General features: G+C 64.4%; 16 protein-coding genes. 4 read left to right on the top strand and 12 right to left on the bottom strand.

Going from position 1 to position 19,027, the window contains the following annotated elements; translation table 11 throughout:
- Window positions 1-31: 31 nt before the first annotated feature.
- The 3 genes from holA to leuS are packed head-to-tail and all read right to left on the bottom strand — an operon-like array spanning window position 32 to window position 4,270.
- A complete protein-coding gene (holA, locus tag IVA75_RS11195; RefSeq protein ID WP_027566255.1) occupies window positions 32-1,060 on the bottom strand; it encodes a DNA polymerase III subunit delta in 1,029 nt (342 codons plus the stop codon).
- Window positions 1,061-1,107: 47 nt separating this feature from the next.
- The gene (gene lptE, locus IVA75_RS11190; protein WP_247285029.1) at window positions 1,108-1,659 is read right to left on the bottom strand and encodes an LPS assembly lipoprotein LptE; all 552 of its coding nucleotides are present in this window, start codon (window positions 1,657-1,659) and stop codon (window positions 1,108-1,110) included.
- Entirely contained in the window at window positions 1,646-4,270 is a 2,625-nt protein-coding gene (gene leuS, locus IVA75_RS11185) for a leucine--tRNA ligase (RefSeq protein WP_247285028.1), read from the bottom strand. Before leuS ends, lptE begins: the two co-directional genes overlap by 14 nt.
- Before the next feature lie 192 nt (window positions 4,271-4,462).
- Between leuS and IVA75_RS11180 the strand changes: the two genes are divergently transcribed.
- Window positions 4,463-5,509: a GGDEF domain-containing protein gene (locus IVA75_RS11180; protein WP_247285027.1), complete on the top strand. Its 1,047-nt coding sequence runs from the start codon at window positions 4,463-4,465 to the stop codon at window positions 5,507-5,509.
- A gap of 3 nt (window positions 5,510-5,512) precedes the next feature.
- Here the strand turns inward: IVA75_RS11180 and IVA75_RS11175 are convergent, their stop codons facing one another.
- Window positions 5,513-7,210: a diguanylate cyclase gene (locus tag IVA75_RS11175; protein ID WP_027566259.1), complete on the bottom strand. Its 1,698-nt coding sequence runs from the start codon at window positions 7,208-7,210 to the stop codon at window positions 5,513-5,515.
- A 108-nt stretch (window positions 7,211-7,318) separates the two neighbouring features.
- Here IVA75_RS11175 and IVA75_RS11170 point away from each other — a divergent pair, with 108 nt between their 5' ends.
- Window positions 7,319-8,008 (top strand): YggS family pyridoxal phosphate-dependent enzyme, encoded by a 690-nt coding sequence (locus IVA75_RS11170; protein WP_247285026.1) that lies wholly within the window; start codon window positions 7,319-7,321, stop codon window positions 8,006-8,008.
- 138 nt (window positions 8,009-8,146) lie between these two features.
- On the opposite strand, the gene IVA75_RS11165 is transcribed toward IVA75_RS11170, so the two are convergent.
- Entirely contained in the window at window positions 8,147-8,920 is a 774-nt protein-coding gene (locus IVA75_RS11165; RefSeq protein WP_247285025.1) for a fumarylacetoacetate hydrolase family protein, read from the bottom strand.
- A 6-nt stretch (window positions 8,921-8,926) separates the two neighbouring features.
- Window positions 8,927-9,463: a L,D-transpeptidase family protein gene (locus IVA75_RS11160; RefSeq protein ID WP_247285024.1), complete on the bottom strand. Its 537-nt coding sequence runs from the start codon at window positions 9,461-9,463 to the stop codon at window positions 8,927-8,929.
- A 235-nt stretch (window positions 9,464-9,698) separates the two neighbouring features.
- Between IVA75_RS11160 and IVA75_RS11155 the strand changes: the two genes are divergently transcribed.
- Complete coding sequence (locus IVA75_RS11155; protein WP_007598630.1) at window positions 9,699-10,385, top strand: response regulator transcription factor; 687 nt, start codon at window positions 9,699-9,701, stop codon at window positions 10,383-10,385.
- 58 nt (window positions 10,386-10,443) lie between these two features.
- Complete coding sequence (locus tag IVA75_RS11150; protein ID WP_007598631.1) at window positions 10,444-10,887, top strand: cyclic nucleotide-binding domain-containing protein; 444 nt, start codon at window positions 10,444-10,446, stop codon at window positions 10,885-10,887.
- A 123-nt stretch (window positions 10,888-11,010) separates the two neighbouring features.
- Here the strand turns inward: IVA75_RS11150 and IVA75_RS11145 are convergent, their stop codons facing one another.
- From IVA75_RS11145 to IVA75_RS11120, 6 genes are all read right to left on the bottom strand, one after another.
- Entirely contained in the window at window positions 11,011-11,826 is an 816-nt protein-coding gene (locus tag IVA75_RS11145) for an exodeoxyribonuclease III (protein WP_247285023.1), read from the bottom strand.
- Window positions 11,827-12,010: 184 nt separating this feature from the next.
- Window positions 12,011-12,766, bottom strand: a complete 756-nt coding sequence (locus IVA75_RS11140; RefSeq protein ID WP_027566264.1) for an outer membrane lipoprotein carrier protein LolA — start codon at window positions 12,764-12,766, stop codon at window positions 12,011-12,013.
- Between the two features lie 152 nt (window positions 12,767-12,918).
- Complete coding sequence (locus IVA75_RS11135) at window positions 12,919-15,396, bottom strand: DNA translocase FtsK (protein ID WP_247285022.1); 2,478 nt, start codon at window positions 15,394-15,396, stop codon at window positions 12,919-12,921.
- A 9-nt stretch (window positions 15,397-15,405) separates the two neighbouring features.
- On the bottom strand, window positions 15,406-16,620 hold the full coding sequence (locus IVA75_RS11130; RefSeq protein WP_027566266.1) for an aminotransferase class I/II-fold pyridoxal phosphate-dependent enzyme: 1,215 nt from the start codon (window positions 16,618-16,620) through the stop codon (window positions 15,406-15,408).
- A gap of 324 nt (window positions 16,621-16,944) precedes the next feature.
- A complete protein-coding gene (locus tag IVA75_RS11125) occupies window positions 16,945-17,349 on the bottom strand; it encodes a GFA family protein (RefSeq protein ID WP_247285021.1) in 405 nt (134 codons plus the stop codon).
- A gap of 206 nt (window positions 17,350-17,555) precedes the next feature.
- Entirely contained in the window at window positions 17,556-19,004 is a 1,449-nt protein-coding gene (locus IVA75_RS11120; RefSeq protein ID WP_247285020.1) for an ammonium transporter, read from the bottom strand.
- Between the last annotated feature and the right edge of the window lie 23 nt (window positions 19,005-19,027).

Below are 19,027 nucleotides of genomic sequence, written 5' to 3'. Positions count from 1 at the left end.
CTGGCAATGACGAGCGGACAGAGCGGGAAGCTCAGCCCCGCCGCTTCGCGTTTGCGGCGATCGCCATCAGCGTGCGCTGGGCGATGGCGGCGGCGAGGGTGGATTGCTTGCGGGTGTCGAGCGCGGCGGTCGCGAGCTGCTCGATGATGACGGCGAGCCGCGCCACGCTGAAATTACGCAGTGCGGTTTCGACCGCGGGCTTTCGCGAAAAATGCAGGCGCGGATAACCGCTGTCGAGCACGGCGGAAGCGGGGGTGCCGTCGGCGATCGCGAGCGCCGATTTGTGCAGCCACGCCGCCTGGCGCTGCGCCGCGGAGATGATCACGCCGGGGTAGGTGCCGGCGATCATGGCTTTGGCAAACTCGTTCTCGACGATCTCGGGCCGGCCGGCGAAGGCGCCATCGACGATCGGATCGAGTTTCAGCTCCGACGCATCGGCGACCACGGCCATCACGTCATCCAGCGTGATCTCGCCCTTGCCGTGGGCATAGAGCGTGAGCTTGCGCAGTTCGTTGCGCGAGGCCTGCCGGTCGCCGCCGAGGAACGACATCAGCGCCGCGCGGGCGTCCTGCGCGATGCGCAAATTGGCGATGCGGAGCTCGTCTTCCATCAGCTTGGCGAGGTCGCGCTCGGTATCGGGATAGCAAGCGATCGCGACGGCCGTCTTGGCGCGTTCGCAGGCCTTGCGCAGCGGCGATTCCGGGCGCAGCTCACCAGCCTCGATCACGATGCGGCAATCCCTGACGCCCATCTCCGCCAGCGTGTCGATAGCACTGGCAAAGCTGCGCGAGCCGGCGCGCACGCGGATGGCGCGGCGGCCGCCGAACAGCGGCACCGTCATGGCCTCGTCGACGAGGCGCGACGGCTCGGCGGAGAGCTCGTCGCCATCGACCTTGACCAGCGAGAACGGATCGTTGGGATCGTCGACAGCCGAGGCGATCAGCGCATCCGCGCGTTCGCGGACCAGTCCGGCGTCAGGACCGTAGAGCAGGATGATCGGACGGCCCGCATCGGGGCGGGCGAGATAGGCGTCGATCTCTTTTCCGCGCAGCGCGACCATGGTGCCTGGGATTCGTCAGTCCGGGCGAACCGGGATGACGGGGTGAATTAAGTGCCCGCGGTGAAGAACGAGGCGAGTCGAGTCGTGATGTTCTCGGCGATCTCGTTGGCGGCACGATCCTCGGCATCACGTACCGCGCGGTTGCGGCTGAAACGCTGATAGGAGCCGGGCATGTCGTAGGTCACGCGGGAGAAGGTGGTGCCGGTCATCACCGATTTGCCGCTGACGACCTCGATCAGATTGTACTGGGCGTCGAGGCCGTAGTTTTCACTGCTCGGCAGGCCGGTGTTGGGGTCGACGATCAACGACGACTTGCCGCTCGAGAAGCGGATCTCCAGGCGGTGGGTCGGCGGCATGCCGGTGGCGGTGCCATAGAGCCTGAAGGCCAGCGCGTTGCGGACCTCGACGCCGACGCGGGCTTCGCGCGAGGCATTGGACTTGGCGATCGGGGGCAGATCGACCCCCATCAGCTTCTCGCGCAGGCCGGGCGTGCCGTCGGTGTGCTCGGCATACATCGGGTGGAAGCAGCCGGCCGTCATGGCCGCCAGTGCGGCGACCGCCAGCAAGCGGGCTGCGATGCGGATCCTAGCCGACAACATTCACGATCCTCTTGGGGACGATAATCACCTTGCGGACGGGCTTGCCGTCCAGGGCCAGTTTTACCGCATCGAGGGCCAAAACGGCAGCCTCGATTTCCGGATTCTCGGCCGCTGTTGCAACTGTGACCTCGCCCCGCTTCTTGCCGTTGACCTGAACCACCAGGGTCACACTGTCTTCAACCAGCAAATCGCGTTCGATTTGGGGCCAATCGGCCTCGGAAACCAGCCCGCTGTGGCCGAGAACCTGCCAACACTCCTCGGCCAGATGCGGCATCATCGGGGAGAACAGCTGGACCAGGATCTGGCCGGCCTCCCGGATCGTCCAGGCCAAATCTGGGGCCGGCTGGCCGGGACGCTGCAAGAACTCCGCAAACGCATTGCTGAATTCGCGGATATGGGCGAGGCAGACGTTGAAGTGCAGCCGCTCGATTCCGGTGGTGACCTTGTCCAGCGCGCCATGGGCGGCTTTGCGCAAGGCGATGGCGTCCGGGCCGAAGCTGGCCGGCCGGGCCGCCGGCGCACTCTCGCCGGGTTCCACGGAATCGTTCACCAGCCGCCACAGCCGCTGCACGAAGCGCGAGGCGCCCTGGACGCGCTCATCGCTCCAGATCACGTCCCGCTCGGGCGGGGAATCCGACAGCATGAACCAGCGCGCGACGTCGGCGCCGTAGGTTTCGATGATGTCGTCGGGGTCGACCGTGTTCTTCTTCGACTTCGACATCTTCTCGATCGGGCCGATCTGGATGTCTTCGCCTGACGTCAGCAGCGTCGCGCGGCGGCCATTGGCGCCGGTCTCGACCTTCACCTCGACCGGCTGGACGAAAGTGCCGTCGGCCTTCTGGTAGGTCTCGTGCACCACCATGCCCTGCGTGAACATGCCAGCGAACGGCTCGTCCAGTGCGATGTGCCCGGTCGCCTTCATCGCGCGCGTGAAGAAGCGGCTGTAGAGCAGATGCAGGATCGCGTGCTCGACGCCGCCGATATACTGGTCGACCGGCAGCATCCGGTTGGCGACCTCTGGCGTCGTCGGCGCGTTCTCGTTCCAGGGATCGGTGAAGCGCGCAAAGTACCAGGACGAATCCACGAAAGTGTCCATGGTGTCGGTTTCACGCTGCGCCTTGCCGCCGCATTGCGGACAGGTCACGTGCTTCCAGGTCGGGTGATGATCGAGCGCGTTGCCTGGCTTGTCGAAGCTCACATCCTCCGGCAGCACCACGGGGAGGTCGGCATCCGGCACCGGCACCACGTCGCACTTCGGACAGTGGATGACGGGGATCGGACAGCCCCAATAACGCTGGCGTGAAATGCCCCAGTCGCGCAGGCGGAAATTGACCTGACGCTCGCCGACCGGCGCGTTGCCGCGCAGCTCGGTCTCGAGACGCTTCGCCACCTCGTCCTTGGCCTGATCGATGATCATGCCGTCGAGGAAGCGCGAATTGATCATCCGGCCGTCACCGTCATAGGCGGTATCGGTGATGACAAAGCTCTTGGGATCCTGGCCTTCGGGGCACACCACCGGCGTGTTGCCGAGAGCGTACTTGTTGACGAAGTCGAGGTCGCGCTGGTCGTGAGCGGGGCAGCCGAAGATGGCACCGGTGCCGTATTCCATCAGCACGAAGTTGGCGACATAGACCGGCAGCTTCCAGGAGGGATCAAAGGGGTGGACCGCGCGGATGCCAGTGTCAAAACCCTGCTTCTCGGCCGTGTCGATGATCTCCTGCGCCGTGCCCATCCGCTTGATCTCGCCGATGAACGCGGCGAGCGCAGGGTTTTTGGCGGCGGCCGCTTGCGCCAGCGGATGATCGGCCGAGATCGCCATGAATTTCGCGCCGAACAGCGTGTCGGGGCGCGTCGTGAAAATCTTCAGCTCGCTCTCGCCGGACGGCGTCGTCGCCGCGTCGAGCGCGAAGCGGATCAACAGCCCCTCGGACCGGCCGATCCAGTTGCGCTGCATCAGCCGCACCTTGTCGGGCCAGCGATCCAGCGTATCCAGCGCCGACAGCAGCTCCTGCGAGTACTTCGTGATCTTGAAGACCCACTGGTTCATTTCCCGTTGCTCGACAACGGCACCCGAACGCCAGCCTTTCCCGTCGATCACCTGCTCGTTGGCGAGCACGGTCATATCGACGGGGTCCCAGTTCACCTTGCGCTTTTCGCGCTCGGCGAGGCCTTCGCGCAGGAAGTCCAGAAACAGCTTCTGCTGGTGCTTGTAGTAGCTGGGATCGCAGGTCGCGATCTCGCGGCTCCAGTCCAGCGACAGCCCGATCGAGCGGAGCTGCTTCTTCATCGCGGCGATGTTGTCGTAGGTCCAGGCCTTCGGCGCCACCTTGCGCTCGATCGCGGCGTTCTCGGCCGGCAGGCCGAAAGCGTCCCAGCCCATCGGGTGCAGCACGTTGAAACCCTTGGCGCGCATGAAGCGGGCCAGTACGTCGCCAAGCGTGTAATTGCGGACATGGCCGATATGGATGCGCCCCGACGGGTAGGGGAACATCTCCAGCACATAGTATTTCGGCCGCGGATCGTCGTTCTTGGAGACGAAGATCGCCTGTTGGTCCCAGGCGGCTTGCCAGCGCGGTTCGGCGTCGCGGGCGTTGTAGCGTTCGGAGGTCATGGAATCGTTGGGTTTTCGTGGATTTGGTCGTCTAAAGACGGCGGACTAGGCCATAGAAGTCCTCAAGGGGTCAATGGGTTGCCGCAATTTGGGAACCTTCGGCGCTGCACCGCATAACTACTGAGGCCGCGTTGGGGCGTGATTAAGGGGTCGATGCGAGTTTGCGGCCAACCAGAATTCTCAAGACTTGTGATGGACGCCAGCTTCGACGATCCCGATTACGACTATGCCGCGTCCGTTGCCGAACGGGCGATGCGGACCATGGCCGAACAGCGGATCCCTGCCACGCCGGCCAATTTCGCCGTCTGGTTCCAGTATTTCGCGGGAAGCCATGACGATCTGCGCAACGCGATCGATCTCCTGATCGATCACAATCGGCCCTTCGACGTCAGGACCAATCAGGATCTGTTCAAGACCTACGTCGCGCCCCAGGTGAGTGCCGTCGTCGTCGACACGTCCGAGCGGCTCCACACCCTTATGGGCGCGGCGAAGGATTTTCTTGCGACTGCGATTGCCGACAATCACTCCCAGATGCAGGCGATCAACGAGGTCGCGGACCAGGGCAAGGCCGGTGTCGATCCCAAAGCGCTGGTCGCCCAGCTCATGAACGAGCTGGGACGCGCGGCGACCCGCGCGACGCGGCTCGAGGCAGGCTTTGCGGAAAAGACCCGCGAGCTCGACGTGATCCGCGCCTCTCTTTCCAAATCCGAGGAGCGTGCCCGGACCGATACGCTCACAGGCCTCGCCAACCGCCGGGCGCTCGATGAATTCCTGCGCAAGGCGCAGGCGACTGCGGACTGGGGCGAGCCGCTCAGCATGCTGATGCTCGACATCGACCACTTCAAGACCTTCAACGACAGTTTCGGCCACGGCGTCGGCGACCAGGTGCTGCGCCTGATGGCCAAGGTGCTGCGCGAAAAGGTCCGCGAGCAGGACCTGTCGGCCCGCTATGGCGGCGAGGAGCTGATCGCGGTGTTGCCGGATGCCGATCTCGCCGCCTGCGCCGAGATCGCCGAGCGCATCAGGCACGCGATCGCGGAATGCAGGATCACGCGCCGGTCGACCGGCGAGGTCCTGCCCCATATCAGCGTATCGATCGGTGTTGCGCAGTACCGGCCCGGCGAAGCGATCACCGATTCCATCGAGCGCTGCGATCGCGCGCTCTATCTCGCCAAGAACAGCGGCCGCAATCGCGTGGTCACCGAGAGCGAACTCGATTGCACCGGGGCTGCGGGTTAGCCCTCAACCCGCCATCATCATTTCCGCCGCGCCGTTGTCGATCACCGTGATGCCGTGTTCGACGACGTTGTTGCGGCCGCGGTGCTTGGCGGCGTAGAGCGCGGCATCGGCGGCTTCGATCAAATCGCCCGGACGCAAGCTTTCGTTGGGCTTGGTCGCGGCAACGCCAATCGAGACGGTGACGATCATGTGGTCGGAGGTGATGTGCGGCAGGCACAGCTTCAGCACGGCCGCGCGCGCCTGTTCGCCGATTTCGACGGCGCGCGCCACGTCGGTGTTTGGCAGCAACAGGCAGAATTCCTCGCCGCCGTAGCGGGCCGCGAAGCCCATCGTGTCGGCGGCGATGCCGGACAGCGACTCGCCGAGCCTGGTCAGGCAGGAATCGCCTTCGAGATGGCCATAGGTGTCGTTGAACAGCTTGAAATGGTCGACGTCGATCATCAGAAGCGCGAGGTCGCTGCCATATTGCTGCGCGCGCATCCATTCGAAATCGAGGCGGCTCTGGAAGCCGCGGCGGTTGGCAAGCCCCGACAACATGTCGATCGAAGCCATTACCGTGAGCCGGTCATTGCTGGCCATCAGCTCGCGTTCGCGCTGGCTGAGCTGCGCGGCCATCGCGTTGAACGCGCGGGCCAGCGGCACGAATTCGGACGGCAGGCGATTGCGCGCGGCACGTGCCGACAGATCGCCCTCGCCCAGGCGCTTGGCCATGTCGGCGAGCATCCTGATCGGCTTGATTACCAGTTTCTCGGCTGCGATCAGTGCGCCGAGCAGCACGAACAGCACGACGAAGGCGAGCTGAAGATAGGCGGTGCGGATGTCGCGGCTCACGGCGGCGGACACCTTGTCCTCGTCGATGCTGGCGATCAGGCGGGCATTGGTCCCGGCGATGCGGATAAAGCTGACCGCGCGGCGGGAGCCGTCGGCTGCGAGGAAAGAGAGTGAGCCTTCGTCCTGGTCAGACCTCAGCGCCTTGTCGGCGATCGCGGACATCAGCGGCATGTTGTCGAGCGGACGTCCGATCGCGCTGTGCTGGTCGGCCGGTGCGGCCAGCACGGTACCCGCGCTGTCGACCAGCACGGCCGTGATGCCGGCGCGACCACCCAGATTGCTCATGACCTTCGACATCCAGTCGAGGTTGACGGTGGCGAGCACGACGGCATCCGCTACGCCGCTGAAGGCGGACACCGGGTAAACCGCCATGACGGTCGGTGTCGGCACGGGGCGCGACAGGATGAAGTCACTCAGCACGAAGCGGCCGGTTTCCTGCGCCTGCTGGAAGTAAGGCCGGTCACTGAGGTCGAGGCCGACATACATGTTGTTGGTGGCGCACTGGATGCGTCCGTCCTGGCCGGCGATCAGAAGCGTACGGATCCAGGGGAGATTCGACGGCAGGCTCGCGCGCAGGACGTCGCAGCTCTTGCTGATGCCGCCGGCGGAGGCGCGGATGAAAGCTTCCGATTTCAGGATGGTCTCGACCGACGAGATCACCTCGCGCTGCGCGTCGGCGCTGTGCCTTGCAACGGTGGTGAATTCGGTCGTGGCCTGCGCGATCTGCCGCGTGCGCGTGTCTTCGAGCGAGCGGATGCGCTCGAACATCAAAGGCGTCACCAGAATTACCGCGAGCAACGCAAGCCGCGCCCGGATTCCGAGAACCTGCTTGAGTTTCGCTCGTTTGCGGTTGAAACTGACGTTTGCCATCTTCGCTGCCCACCCCGCGGCTAAGGTAAAGCAAAGGGTTCAAAAACTCTTTCTTGAACTCGGTAAAATTAGAACTAGCTCCGCAACAATCAGCTCCGATGCGACATCATGACCGAAGCCAACGCCGCACCACTAACCGGCCATTCACCAAACGCGCTCGCCGCGGTCGAAGCCGAAATCGCGCGCGCCTGCAAGGATGCGCGGCGCGAACGTGGCTCCGTGACGCTGATCGCGGTGTCGAAAACTTTCGCCGCGGATGCAATTACCCCGGTCATCGACGCCGGACAGCGCGTATTCGGCGAGAATCGCGTGCAGGAGGCCAAAGGCAAATGGCCGGCGTTAACTTCTGTTTACCCCGATATCGCGCTGCATCTGATCGGGCCGCTGCAATCCAACAAGGCGAAAGAGGCGGTCGCGCTGTTCGATGCCATCCATTCGGTCGACCGTCCGAGCATTTGCCAGGCGTTAGCCAAGGAAATCGAATCTCAGGACAAGCACCCCGAATTGTTCGTCCAGATCAATATCGGTGAGGAGCCGCAGAAGGCCGGCATCGCCCCCGACGAGGCCGATGCTTTCATCGCGAGCTGCCGCGACACCTACGGGCTGACGATCTCGGGGTTGATGTGCATCCCCCCGGTGGACGAGCCGCCGGCGGCGCATTTCGCGCTGACCGCCAAGATCGCCGCCCGCAATGGATTGAAGAAGCTCTCGATGGGCATGAGCGCGGATTATGCGACCGCGATCATGCTCGGCGCCACCCATGTGCGCGTGGGAAGTGCGATCTTCGGGCACCGGTGAGAGCCGTCATGTTGGCAGGGCCCCCTACGAACTCTCGAATTCGTCATTGCGAGCGCAGCGAAGCAATCCAGAATGTTTCCGCGAAGGGACTCTGGATTGCTTCGCTGCGCTCGCAATGACGGCGGTGTATGGGGCGGCTCAAGAGAAACTCACCGACACCGTCCCCAGCACGCCGAAATCCGCCGTGAAATGATCACCCGCCTGGATCGGTAGCGGCGGATGGCACGTGCCCGTGGTCACCACCTCCCCTGCCTGCAAGGTGATGCCGAGGCCACGCAGCTCGTTGGCCAGCCAGACCAGGGCAATTCGGGGATCGCCGAGCACGTTCTTGCCGTGGCCGAGATAGCGCTGGCCACGCAACGTGATCTGCGGCCGCTCCTCGACGAGATCCATGGCGCGCCAGTTCGCATGCGTTGCTGCGCCCAGCACGAACAGATGCGCACAGGCGTTGTCGGCGATCAGCTGCGCCTCGCCGGCGCCGGCGAAATCGGCAAAGCGCGAATCCGGAATCTCGATCGCAGGATGCAAGCTGTCCACGGCGGCGAGCACCTCGTCGACAGTATACGGCGCCGCGCGCGGCGGCAGATCGCGTCCCATGCGGAAAGCGAACTCGGGTTCGCCGACGCGCATCGCGTTGCCCTTCATCGAGGCGGTGCCGCCATCGGCGATCACGGTGTCGCTCATGATCCGGCCGGCCAGCGGTCCCGCGACATTGATGTGCTTCTGTCCGGACTCGCTCGTCGCCGCGATCTTCCAACCGAACAAGGGCCCGCCGAGCGCTGCCTGCACGGCATAACCCTCGGCGCGGCTCTGTGGCCGCAACCGTGGCTCCAGCGCGTCAAGCTTGGTGCCGTCGCGCCAATGTTTGATCAGGACCTGCGAAGCGGCGGCGATCTGATCCCTGTCGAGCATGTGTCCTCACCCAATGATGATTTTTGTTTTTGGTCCCAGCCGCCGCAGCAATTGTCGCATCGCCGCTTTGGTCATCGAGACGCAGCCTGCGGTCGGACCGAAATTGTCGCGAGCCAGATGCAAGAACACCGCGCTGCCCCGGCCGGCGATCCGCGGCCTCGTGTTGTGGTCGATTTCGATGATGAAGTCATAGAGATGGTCGGCCCGCTTGAGCCGGTCACCACCCTGCCCCGCCCCGAGCCGGATCCCCTGATTGTAATGACGGTCATTGGGATCCTCGCACCAGGCGTCCTCGCCGGTGATGATCCGGGCCGGCAGGAAGGTCTGCGGGCGGCTGTGCCGGTCGCCCCGCCACCACAATCGCCTGGGACGGAAGCTGCCCCTCGGGGTGCCGCCATCGCCCTCGCGCTTGTTCGCCAGAATGCCGCCGCGTCCGAGCGCCACCGGAATCGTCAGCGCTCCGGCGGTCAGCCACCCCCGGCGCGGATTCCCGGCGGCAGCCTTAACGCGGATCGCCGAGAGCGGCCCGGCGCTCCGGTTCATGGTGTAACTAGCTGAAGCAGCTTTATTTTTCATATGAACGTGCGATGTCGAATTCATTACAGGACATTCATCAAAACGGCCTGCTATTCTGGGTTAGAGTGGTTCTGGCTTGTGAATCGGTAACAGCCCACTACTTCAAGACGAACAATAATAATAACGGCGACCCCTAAACTTCCCTCTCGGCTGGGTGCAGCATGGATGCGCGCCGCGCCGGACCCCAAAAGGATGACCCCCTATGGCCAATGCCCGCAAGATCCTGATCGTGGATGACGATACCGATCTGCGCGATACGTTGGTGGAGCAATTGTCGCTGCACGAAGAATTTGAAGCCTCCGCGGTCGATACCGGCGCCAAGGGCGCGAGCGCCGCGAAGGCCAATGCCCCCGATCTCGTCCTGATGGATGTTGGCCTGCCCGACACGGATGGCCGCGAAGTGGTCCGTTCATTGCGCAAGGGCGGGTTCAAGGCTCCGATCATCATGCTCACCGGGCATGACACCGATTCCGACACGATTTTGGGGCTGGAATCCGGCGCTAACGATTATGTCGCAAAACCCTTCCGCTTCGCCGTGCTGCTGGCGCGCATCCGCGCCCAGCTCCGGCAGCACGAAGCCAGCGAGGACGCCGTGTTCTCGGTCGGCCCCTACTCTTTCCGGCCCGGCTCCAAGATGCTGACCGCCGCCAACGCGCGCAAAGTGCGGCTGACGGAGAAGGAAACTGCGATCCTCCGCTTCCTCTACCGGGCCGGCCAGATGCCGGTCTCGCGCGAGACCCTCCTCCAGGAGGTTTGGGGCTACAATTCCGGCGTCACCACCCACACGCTGGAAACCCACATCTACCGGCTTCGCCAGAAGATCGAGAAGGACGCTGCCAACCCGGAAATCCTGGTCACGGAAGCCGGTGGCTACAAGCTGGTGCCGTGATACGCTTCTGGGGCGTGCGAATCGTTTGAGATTGCATGCCCTTGAGCCCCGGACCTGAATGTCAATCGACGACGATGTAGCGCTTCTCGAGCGTGTCCCGACACTGCGCCTGTTGGGAGACGCTTCCTTGCGCATGCTGGCGATCGGCTCCGAGCAGCGTGACTTTGTCCGCGGCGACGTCTTGTTCAATCTCGGCGACGATGCCGATGCCGGCTTCGTGGTCCAGCGCGGCGCCTTCCGGGTCGACGACGGCGCCGGCGCGGAGATGATCGCGAGTCCCGGTGCGCTGATCGGCGAGCTCGCGCTGATCGTGCCGATGAAGCGGCCGTCGAGCGCGATCGCGATCGAGCACGCCTCTGTCATCCGCGTCGCGCGCAGCCTGTTTCAGCGCGTGCTCGAAAGCGACCCCGCCGCCGCCGTTCGTCTGCGCGATGAATTCGCTGTGCGCTCCAGCCAGATCGCCAGCGATATATTGATGGCGGGTGCGAAGCTGACGAGTTGACGTCGTCCTGGCGAAAGCCAGGACCCATTATCCCAAATGCTTCCGGCCTGGTGCGATTACCGGCGTCCTCGCTCAACAACGAAGACTGGTGGTAATGGGCCCTGGCCTTCGCCAGGGCGACGATCATAGATCCAGCGTCACCGTAACCGGCACATGGTCCGACGGCCGCTCCCAGCTGCGCGCCTCGCGCAGAATCTTGAAATCACTGACCGCATCTTTCAGCGCGCGCGAGACCCAGACGTGGTCGAGCCTGCGGCCGCGGTCGCCGACGGTCCAATCGGCGGAGCGGTAGCTCCACCACGTGTAGACCTTCTCCGACATCGGAATGCGCTCGCGCGCGACGTCGACCCAATCGCCCGCGGCGAGCGCGGCTTGCAGCTTCTCGGTTTCGATGGGCGTGTGCGACACCACTTTCAGAAGCTGCTTGTGCGACCAGACGTCGTTCTCATGCGGTGCGACGTTGAGATCGCCGACCAGGATGTGGCGATCCTCGCCGCGCGGATGCAACGGCTCGCACGCCTTCATCTCGTCGAGGAAGCGGAGCTTGTGGTCGAATTTCTCGTTCAGCGCGGGATCGGGAATGTCGCCGCCGGCCGGCACGTAGAAATTATGTACAACCAAGGGCTTTGCGATCCCAGCCTTCTCGCCCAACGATACCGAGATGTGGCGTGAATCCACCTTGTCGCAGAAGGTGCGGATATCCTTCGACTCGAACGGTATCTTCGAGACGATGGCGACGCCGTGATAACCCTTCTGTCCATTCAGCGCGACATGCTCGTAGCCGAGCCGCTTGAAGCGCTTCAGGGGAAAGGCGTCGTCGATGCACTTGGTCTCCTGGAGACACAGCACGTCCGGCCGCGCGCCCTTGAGAAATTTTGCGACCAGATCGATGCGCAGCCGCACCGAATTGATGTTCCAGGTTGTCAGGGAAAAACGCATGAGAGATGCGTCTTAGCATGGATTGGGCGTACGCAAATGCGTGTCCACAGGTCTCGTAAGGTGGGCAAAGCGACTTGTCCGCCGTAGCTCGAAGAGCGAAGGCGGAAGCGTGCCCACCATAGCTGGCGTGAGGATGAGAGATGGTGGGCACGGCGCAAGTGCGCCTTTGCCCACCCTATGGCACTCAGCCCGGCGACGGGCCGTAATTGGTAAAATCGATCTTGAACATGCCGGGATCGAGCTTCTTGCTCGTGTCCAGATTGTAGACCGCGATCGTGGTGTCGTAGCCCTGCGGGTCGGTGACGGTCCACTGCTTCAACTGGCCGTCCTTGGCGCCGAACATCAGCAGGAGGCGACTGGTGCCGACCAGGGCCTGCTTCTCCTCGATGGTGACGCTGACGAAGACGTCGTCGGCCGAGACGTTGACGACGTTGGTGTCCTTCATCAGGTCGATGCGGTCGGACAGCAGGAAACGCAGCGGTGTCTGCGACAGCGGATAGACGTCCTGCGTCGCGAGCTTACGGTCGCGCACCACCAGCGACGAACCGTCGGCGACGATGTCGATCGGGCTCGGCGCGTCATATTCGAAGCGCACCTTGCCCGGCTTCTGGATGTAGAAGTCGCCTTGCGTCTTGCTGCCGTCGGGGCCGACCTGGACGAAATTCCCGACCAGCGTCGACAATGACGACAAATAGGCGCTGACCTTGGCCGCCTGCGCCTTCTGGTTCGCATCGAAGGTCTGGAAGATGCTGCTCGGCACGTTACGGCGTGGATCCGGGATCACCGGATTCGGCGGCGTCTGGGTCGCGCCGGTGACCGCGGGCCCTCCACCGGCCGGACCGCCGTCGCGGCCCTTCGGTGCAGGCTTCGGCACGGGAACAGTCTGCGCGAACGACGCCGTGATCACCATCGCGGCGGTGACGAGAATCACGCCTGCCATGCGCGCGCTCCGCGCGGCGACGATGGCAGCGAATCGAATGTCCGGATGTCTGATCAACGCGTCGTCCTGTGTGGCTGGGCGCCCTTTTAGCGTGATTTCGGCCGAAAGCAGATAACGTTTTTGCGTGAAATGATGGTTTGAGGCGGTTCGCCTCACATATGGCTGTCTTCTTCCTCGACCAGAATCTCGCGCTTGCCGGCGTGGTTGGCGGGTCCGACGATACCCTCCAGTTCCATGCGCTCCATCAGCGATGCGGCGCGGTTATAGCCGATCTGCAGGCGACGCTGGATGTAGCTGGTCGAGGCCTTGCGGTCGCGTTTGACGATCGCAACAGCCTGCGAGAACAAATCGCCGCCGCCATCCGCGCCCATGGCGGACGCGTCGAACACCGCGCCGTCCTCGTCCTCGCTGGGCTCTTCGGCTGTGACGGCTTCGAGATATTCCGGCTGCCCCTGCGTCTTGAGGTGGCGCACCACCTTCTCGACTTCCTCGTCCGACGCGAAAGGTCCGTGCACGCGGCTGATGCGACCGCCGCCGGCCATGTAGAGCATGTCGCCCTGGCCGAGGAGTTGCTCGGCACCCATCTCGCCGAGGATCGTACGGCTGTCGATCTTGGACGTCACCTGGAAGGCGATGCGGGTCGGGAAGTTCGCCTTGATGGTGCCGGTGATGACGTCGACCGATGGACGCTGCGTCGCGAGGATCACGTGCAGGCCGGCGGCGCGCGCCATCTGCGCGAGGCGCTGCACCGCGCCTTCGATGTCCTTGCCGGCGACCATCATCAGGTCGGCCATTTCGTCCACGATGATGACGATGTAGGGCAGCGGGTCGAGCGAGAGCTTCTCTTCCTCGTAGATCGCCTTGCCGGTTTCCTTGTCGAAGCCGGTGTGCACCGTGCGCGTCGGCTCTTCGCCCTTGGCCTTCAATTCGAGCAGGCGCGTGTTGTAACCGTCGATGTTGCGCACACCGAGCTTTGCCATGTTCTTGTAGCGCTCTTCCATCTCGCGCACGGCCCATTTCAGCGCGACCACCGCCTTCTTGGGGTCGGTCACGACCGGCGTCAGCAGATGGGGAATGCCGTCATAGACGGAGAGTTCGAGCATCTTCGGATCGACCATGATCAAGCGGCATTGGTCCGGACGCAGCCGGTAGACCAGGCTGAGAATCATGGTGTTGATGGCGACCGACTTGCCGGAGCCGGTGGTACCGGCGATCAGCATGTGCGGTGTGCGTGCGAGGTCGATGATGACGGGATCACCGCCGATGGTCTTGCCGAGGCAGAGCGGCAGTTTCGCAACCGAATCGACGGTCTCCTTGGCGACCAGCAGCTCGCGCAGATAGACCTTTTCGCGATGCGCGTTCGGCAGCTCGATGCCGATGGCATTGCGTCCGGGCACGACGGCGACGCGCGCCGACAGCGCGCTCATCGAACGTGCGATGTCGTCGGAAAGGCCGATCACGCGCGACGACTTGATACCCGGCGCCGGCTCCAGCTCGTACAGCGTGACCACGGGACCCGGATGGGCCTTCACGATCTCGCCGCGAACGCCGAAATCCTGCAGCACGCCTTCGAGCGCGCGCGAATTGGTTTCCAGCTCGGCCTTGCTGAGCGGCTGGCGATCGCCGGCCTTCGGCGCGGCCAGCACCGACACGGACGGAAGCTCGAACTTGTCGGAGGATTTCTTGGAAGCGGCCTTGGGCGCAGCCTTCTTGCGCGGCGCGCGGGCGGCGGGCTCCTCCTCCTCTTCCTCGTCTTCCTCGACCTCTTCGTGCTCGTCGTCGTAGTCCTCGTCCTGGGCCTGCGGCGAGATCGACGGCGCGGCGCGGCCGCCACCGAGCTTCGGCTCCTGGCGGCTGAATGCAACGGCCTTGGTCTTGGGTCCGCTCGAGACCAGCGAGCGGTAAGCAGCGCCAAGCAACCAGATCAGCCGCGCCTTCGTGCTCATCAATGCGTGGAACAGCCAGCCCAGCGATACCGAACCGCGATCGCTCTCATCGTCCTGGTCGAGCGGCTTGTCGTCGTCCTCGATCTCCGCGAGTTCGTCGTCATGCTCGCGTGCGCCAAGGCCGCAGGCGATCAGGAAGGTCGCCGCCATCGCGGCGAACAGGATCGTGCCGAGCACCATGCGATAGATCATGCCCGGCGGTCCGAAGATCACCGCAGGCGCGCGAACCAGCGCATCGCCGACAACGCCGCCGAGGCCGGTTGGCAGCGGCCAGGCGCCGCCATGTGGCCAGCAGCTGACGAAGCCCGCCGCGATCACCGTGCAGAGAACCCAGGAGCCGAGCCGCAGCGCCTCGCGGTCGAACGGACGATGGGTCAGCATGCGCCAGCCCCAGACCGCGACCGTCAGGACCAGCATGATCGCGCCGAGCCCGAGAATCTGCATCGCAAGGTCGGCGCCGATCGCGCCGGCATAGCCGAGAATGTTGCGGATCGGCCGCGACGTTGCGTGGCTGAGGCTGGGATCCTGCACCGACCAGGTCATCAGCGCCGCCGAGGCGACGCCCGACAATGCGATCAGGCCGAGACCGCTGAGCTCGCGCACGCGCCGCGCCAGCCCTTCGCGGATCGAGGGCGGCAGATGGCCGACCAGGGGAATGACACGTTCGATTGTCGACATGCTCACGGGCCCCGCCTAACCCAGAGTCTCGACCAGGCGGTGCAGCGCCTGCGCCGTGGTCTCGCCATCCTGCACCAGCGCAAGGCGAATGTAGCCTGCGCCGGGATTGAAGCCGTCGGGCTGGAGCCGCGCCAGATAGCTGCCGGGCACCACGCGCACGCCTGCTTCCTTGAAGAGTTTCAGGCACACGGACACGTCGTCGCCGATTTCGGACGTGTTGAGCCAGACGCAGAAGCCGGCGTCGGGCCGGCGATAGCCGTAACGACCGCCGATGATCTGGTCGGCGAGATCGAACTTGATCCGGTAGAGCCTGCGGTTCTCCTCGACATGCGCCTCGTCGCCGTAAGCGACGGTCGCGACATGCTGGAGCGGCACCGGCACCTGCGGCGCCGCGATGTTGCGCAGCTCGAGGAACATGCCGATGAGTTTTTTGTCGCCGGCGGCGAAGCCGACGCGCAAGCCCGGCAGGTTCGAGCGCTTCGACAGCGACTGGAACGCAACCACGCGGGTGAAATCAGGGCCGGCGCATTCGAGCGCGCTGCCGGGCGCTTCGCGGGTGTAGATCTCCGAATAGCACTCGTCGCTGAGGATCACGAAGCCGTAGCGGTCGGCGAGCTGCTTCAGGCGCGTGAAATAACCGCGCGAGGCGACCGAGCCCTGCGGGTTGGCGGGCGAAGCCAGATAGAACGCCACCGTGCGCGCGAGCGTCGCCTCGTCGATGGCGTCGAGATCGGGCAGGAAGCCGTTCTCGGCCGTGGTCGGCAGGTAGACCGGCTCGCAAGCGGCGGCGCGGGCGCCGGCGCCATAGACCGGATAGAACGGGTTCGGCATCAGGATCGCGGGCTTACCGGGACGCGGGCCGACATAGCGCGCGGCCGCGATCGCGGCGAGGAACAGGCCTTCGCGGCTGCCATTGAGGACGAGAATCTCGCTCTCGGGATCGAGGGTGCGCGGCAGCTTGAAGCGCGACGACAGCCAGGCGCCTGCAGCCTTGCGGAACGGGTCGGTGCCCTTGTTCGCGGGGTAACGGCCGAAATCGGCGATGTGCTTGGCCAGCACCGGGCCGACGAAGTCGGGCACCGGATGCTGCGGTTCGCCGACGGCAAGCGAAATCAAAGGCTTGCCGGGCTGATGCGGCGCCAGCAGTTCGTTCAGCCGGACGAAAGGAGAGCGTTCGCTATCGGAGCTTCCGCTGTCCTGCGGCGCACGGGATGAAGCGGTCATAGCCATTCTGGACGCCAGCACTCTTGGAACAGCCGGTCGCGACCAAGGCGCCGGCGGGAAGCGGTTCAGTTCACCATAGATAGGGCGAGGTTAAGACGCGATTAACCATCGGTCGTCGGCTCCGTCCAGAGCAGGAATAATGAGGCCGGATAACGACGGGATGCATGGCCACGGGGCGGAGCTGGTTCTTGCACCTCTCCCGCTTGCGGGAGAGGTCGGCGCGCAGCGCCGGGTGAGAGTTCTCTCCATCCAGGACTGTCCCGATGTTGAGACACCCTCTCCCCCAGCCCTCCCCCGCAATGGGGGGAGGGAGCGCGCCATCATCGAGACCTAATGCGCCGGCAGCTTCTCGAATGTAGCCATGCCCGCGGGGATCGCGTGGAAGTCCTGCTTGTCGCAGGTGTAGATCGCCATCTGCGGATGGAACTGTTTGGGATCGTCCAGCGTGCCGACCTTCAGGATCGCGGCCGGCAATCCGGGAACCTTGGTCACCAGATGGGTGCCGCATTCGCCGCAGAATTCGCGCGTGACGGCGCGTTCCAGGTCCTTGCGTGTGAACTGCTTGGGTTGCCCGGTGACGTAGCTGAAGCCGGCCGCCGGCATCGCGATGAAGGTGTTGGGCGCGCCGCCCGAGATGTACTGGCACTCGCGGCAATGGCACTGCGCCTGCATCATCGGGTCGCCCTCGGCGACATAGCGCACTTCGCCGCAATAGCATCCGCCTTCCAAACGCATGACGACCTCCCGATTGTTGTTTCTTGTGGTCGATATTTCTGCGCCGGCGAGTTGGAATGGCAATCTTTTTCTTCGGCTCCGCCAATCAAAAAGAAAGGGGCTCCAACTTGCGCTGGAGCCCCTCAACGGTCGGGACATTGCCGGGTATGTGCCCCAAACCGTAGTTGTGGGCGCGACCCCCGAGGAGGCCGCGCCCGGGAGGAGACTTACATGTTGTAGGCGCGCTCGGTGTGCTCGGTGATGTCGAGGCCTTCACGCTCGCTCTCGACATTGGCGCGGAGGCCAACGATCACATCGACGACCTTGTAGAGGATCGCCGAACCGATACCCGACCACACCAGCGTGGTGCCGACGCCCCAGGCCTGGGAGATCATCTGCGCCGCGAAGTCGTAATCGGCAACCTTCGGCGGGATCGCGGTGTAGTCGATGATGCCCGCACCACCCAGCGCCGGATTGACGAGAATGCCGGTGCCGAGGGCGCCGACAATGCCGCCGACGCAGTGCACGCCGAACACATCGAGGGAGTCGTCGTAGCCGAGCGCGTTCTTCACGACGGTGCAGAAGAACAGGCAGACCACGCCGACCACGAGGCCGAGGACGATCGCACCCATCACGCCGGAGAAGCCGGCGGCAGGCGTGACGGCCACGAGGCCCGCGACAGCGCCGGAGATGACGCCGAGCACCGACGGGTGACCCTTGATGATCCACTCCGCGAACATCCACGACAGCGCGGCGGCTGCGGTGGCGACGAAGGAGTTGGTCATGGCGAGGGCCGCGCCGCCGTTGGCTTCGAGGTTGGAGCCGGCGTTGAAGCCGAACCAGCCGACCCAGAGCAGCGAGGCGCCGATCATCGACATCGTCAGCGAGTGCGGAGCCATCAGCTCCTTGCCGTAACCGACGCGCTTGCCGATCAGCAGGGCGCCGACGAGGCCTGCGATGCCGGCGTTGATGTGCACCACGGTGCCGCCCGCGAAGTCGATCGCGCCCTTCTTGAAGATCCAGCCTGCGTCGGCGTTGATCTCGTCGAGCTTGGCCTGCGCCGCGGTCTTCGCCGCGCCATCAGCCGCAGCAGCCAGAGCCTTGGCAGCGTCCTGGATCATGTCCGGGCCGGGCCAGTACCAGACCATGTGCGCGATCGGGAAGTAGATCAGGGTGACCCAGAGCGGGACGAACAGCGCGAGCGCCGCGAACTTCATGCGCTCGGCGAAGGCGCCGACGATGAGGGCGGGCGTGATCGCCGCGAAGGTCATCTGGAAGCACATATAGATGAGCTCCGAGATATTGGCGTCGACCGAGAAGGTCGCGGCCTTCGAGTCGGTGGTGACGCCCATCATGAAGGCCTTGGAGAAGCCGCCGATGAAGTCGGAACCGCCGGTGAAGGTGAGGCTGTAGCCGTACACGGCCCAGATCACGGTGACGACGCAGACGGTGTAGAACACCTGCATCAGGACCGAGAGCATGTTCTTGGAGCGGACGAGGCCGCCGTAGAACAGCGCGAGGCCGGGGATCGTCATCAACAGCACGAGCACTGTCGATGTCAGCATCCAGGCGTTGTCTCCCTTGTTGACCGTTGGCTCGGCGTAGGCTGCGGTCGCAGCGAACAGGCCGACTGCGAGAGCCGCCAATCCCGCGCCATAGGGACGCTTAAACGTCATTTCATTTACTCCTGATTGAATTT

Origin of the sequence: Bradyrhizobium sp. 134 (genome assembly GCF_023074155.1) — a bacterium.
Classification (GTDB): domain Bacteria; phylum Pseudomonadota; class Alphaproteobacteria; order Rhizobiales; family Xanthobacteraceae; genus Bradyrhizobium.
Note: the sequence above shows the minus strand (reverse complement) of the source record. Positions and strands in the feature narration are given on the sequence as shown.